General features: G+C 67.1%; 4 protein-coding genes. All 4 read left to right on the top strand.

Going from position 1 to position 2912, the window contains the following annotated elements:
* A partial coding sequence (locus AB4061_RS40410) for an acyl-CoA dehydrogenase family protein (protein ID WP_441641635.1) occupies window positions 1-166 on the top strand: 166 nt, incomplete at its 5' end.
* 67 nt (window positions 167-233) lie between these two features.
* Window positions 234-1841 carry a carboxyl transferase domain-containing protein gene (locus tag AB4061_RS40405; protein WP_441641633.1) on the top strand — a complete coding sequence of 536 codons (1608 nt, stop codon included), beginning with the start codon at window positions 234-236 and terminating at the stop codon, window positions 1839-1841.
* 50 nt (window positions 1842-1891) lie between these two features.
* Window positions 1892-2680, top strand: coding sequence for an enoyl-CoA hydratase/isomerase family protein (locus AB4061_RS40400; RefSeq protein WP_441641632.1), 789 nt, complete (start codon window positions 1892-1894; stop codon window positions 2678-2680).
* An 82-nt stretch (window positions 2681-2762) separates the two neighbouring features.
* Window positions 2763-2912 (top strand): biotin carboxylase N-terminal domain-containing protein (locus tag AB4061_RS40395; RefSeq protein ID WP_441641634.1); only part of this gene is annotated, 150 nt, incomplete at its 3' end.

The raw sequence follows: 2912 nt of genomic DNA, 5'->3' as shown, positions 1-2912 counted from the left end.
CTGGATGGCCGGCGAATCCGTGCAGATCCTGGGCGGCAACGGCTATATCAACGAGTACCCGGTGGGCCGCCTGTGGCGCGACGCCAAGCTGTACGAGATCGGCGCCGGCACGTCGGAAATCCGCCGCATGCTGATCGGGCGCGAGCTCTACGCCGAAACGGCCTGAGCATCCAGCCGACGCCCCCGCGCCACAGCGCAAGCCACAAGAACAAAGACCCGAGATCCGACACCTTATGCCCACGCTCGAAACCAAACTCAATGCGCGCTCGGAATCCTTCCGCGCCAATGCCGACGCCATGCAAGCGCTGGTCGTCGATCTCAAGGCAAAGATCGCCAAGCTGGCGGAAGGCGGCGGCGACGAAGCCCGCGCCAAGCACCTTGGGCGCGGCAAGCTGCTGCCGCGCGAGCGTGTGCAGCAACTGCTGGATCCGGGCACACCGTTCCTGGAACTGTCGCAGCTCGCGGCTTACGACATGTACGACAATGCCGCGCCGGGCGCCGGCATCATCACCGGCATCGGCAGCGTGGCCGGGCAGGAATGCGTGATCGTCTGCAACGACGCGACCGTCAAGGGCGGCACCTACTATCCGCTCACCGTGCGCAAGCACCTGCGTGCGCAGGAGGTCGCCGAGCAGAACAACCTCCCCTGCATCTACCTGGTGGACTCGGGCGGCGCCAACCTGCCCAACCAGGATGACGTGTTCCCGGACCGCGACCACTTTGGCCGCATCTTCTACAACCAGGCCAACCTGTCCAAGCAGGGCATTCCGCAGATCGCGGTGGTGATGGGTTCGTGCACGGCCGGCGGCGCGTATGTGCCGGCCATGAGCGATGAGTCGATCATCGTCAAGAACCAGGGCACCATCTTCCTGGGCGGCCCGCCGCTGGTGAAGGCCGCCACCGGCGAGGAAGTCACTGCCGAAGACCTGGGCGGCGCCGATGTGCACACGCGCCTGTCGGGCGTGGCCGATTACTTTGCACAGAACGACGCGCATGCGCTGTCGCTGGCGCGCAATATCGTGCAGCACCTGAACCGCCGCAAGCCGGACCAGATCCGCCTGCACGAGCCGCTGCCCCCGCGCTATCCGGTGGAAGAGCTGTACGGCGTGATCCCTACCGACACGCGCAAGCCCTATGACGTGCGCGAGGTCATTGCGCGCATCGTGGACGACTCGGACTTCGACGAGTTCAAGGCGCGCTACGGCACCACGCTGGTGTGCGGCTTTGCGCGGATCTGGGGCTACCCGGTGGGCATCATCGCCAACAACGGCATCCTGTTCTCGGAGTCGGCGCTCAAGGGCGCGCACTTTATCGAACTGTGCTGCCAGCGCAAGATCCCGCTGGTGTTCCTGCAAAACATCACCGGCTTCATGGTGGGCCGCAAGTACGAGAACGAAGGCATTGCCCGCAACGGCGCCAAGATGGTGACCGCAGTGGCAACCGCGCAGGTGCCCAAGTTCACGGTGATCATCGGCGGCTCGTTTGGCGCTGGCAACTACGGCATGTGCGGGCGCGCTTACTCGCCACGCTTCCTGTGGATGTGGCCGAACGCACGGATCTCGGTCATGGGCGGCGAGCAAGCGGCCAGCGTGCTGGCCACCGTGCGCCGCGACGGCATCGAGGCCAAGGGCGGCAGCTGGAGCGCGGAAGACGAGGACAAGTTCAAGCAACCGATCCGCGACCAGTACGAGCACCAGGGCCACCCCTACTACGCCAGCGCGCGGCTGTGGGACGACGGCGTGATCGATCCCGCGCAAACCCGCACGGTGCTGGGCCTGGGCCTGTCGGCGAGCCTCAACGCGCCCATCGGCGAGATGAAGTTCGGCGTGTTCCGCATGTGATGGCCAGCGCCCCGGATAACAGATCGCACCGCACCGTACAGGACACCAACATGGAATTCACCACGCTTACCGTCACGGCCGCGCAGCACGTGGCCACCGTCACGCTGAACCGCCCGGACGTGCGCAACGCCTTCAACGAAACCGTGATCGCCGAGCTCACCGGTGCGTTCCGCGCACTCGGCAGCGAGCCCACGGTGCGCGCCATCGTGCTGGCGGGCAACGGCCCGGCCTTCTGCGCCGGCGCCGACCTGAACTGGATGAAGAAGATGGCCGGCTACTCGCACGACGAGAACCGGTCTGACGCGCTCACGCTGGCCCAGATGCTGCACACCATCTGGGCCTGCCCCAAACCGGTGATCGCGCGCATCCACGGCGACACCTATGCAGGCGGCGTGGGCCTGGTTGCCGCCTGCGACATCGCCGTGGCCGCGGAGACGGTGAATTTCTGCCTGTCGGAGGCGCGCCTGGGCCTGCTGCCCGCCACAATCAGCCCCTACGTGATCCGCGCCATGGGCGAGCAGGCGGCGCGCCGCTACTTCATCACGGCCGAGCGCTTCGGTGCGGCCGAGGCGCTGCGGCTGGGCTTTGTGCATGAGGTGGTGCCGGGCGATACGCTGGACGCCAAGGTGAGCGAGATCGCCGCCGCGCTGGTGGCCAACAGCCCCAATGCCGTGCGCGAGAGCAAGCGGCTGGTGCAGGAAGTGTCCGGCCGCGCCATCGACGACGCGCTGCTGGCCGATACCGCCGAGCGCATTGCCGCGATCCGCGCGTCGGACGAAGGCCGCGAAGGGGTGCGCTCCTTCCTGGAGAAGCGCTCGCCGTCGTGGCGTCCTGCCTGAGCCAACACCCCCAGCCAATCATGCGCGTCCGCCGCGTGGCCACCGCAGCCGCGCCGCCAGAACCAGAAAACTAGGAACAGTCATGTTCAACAAGATCCTGATCGCCAATCGCGGCGAAATCGCCTGCCGCGTGGCAGCCACCTGCCGCCGCCTCGGCATCCGCACGGTAGCCGTCTACTCCGACGCCGACGCCAACGCGCGCCACGTGGCGCTGTGCGACGAGGCGCCGTGC

The sequence above is a fragment of the Cupriavidus sp. YAF13 genome (assembly GCF_052113425.1).
In the GTDB taxonomy this organism is placed as follows: Bacteria; Pseudomonadota; Gammaproteobacteria; order Burkholderiales; family Burkholderiaceae; genus Cupriavidus.
Note: the sequence above shows the minus strand (reverse complement) of the source record. Positions and strands in the feature narration are given on the sequence as shown.

Coding starts and splice junctions, on each gene's coding strand:
- AB4061_RS40405 (WP_441641633.1), top strand. CDS start 234: ATGCCCACGCTCGAAACCAAACTCAATGCGCGCTCGGAATCCTTCCGC.
- AB4061_RS40400 (WP_441641632.1), top strand. CDS start 1,892: ATGGAATTCACCACGCTTACCGTCACGGCCGCGCAGCACGTGGCCACC.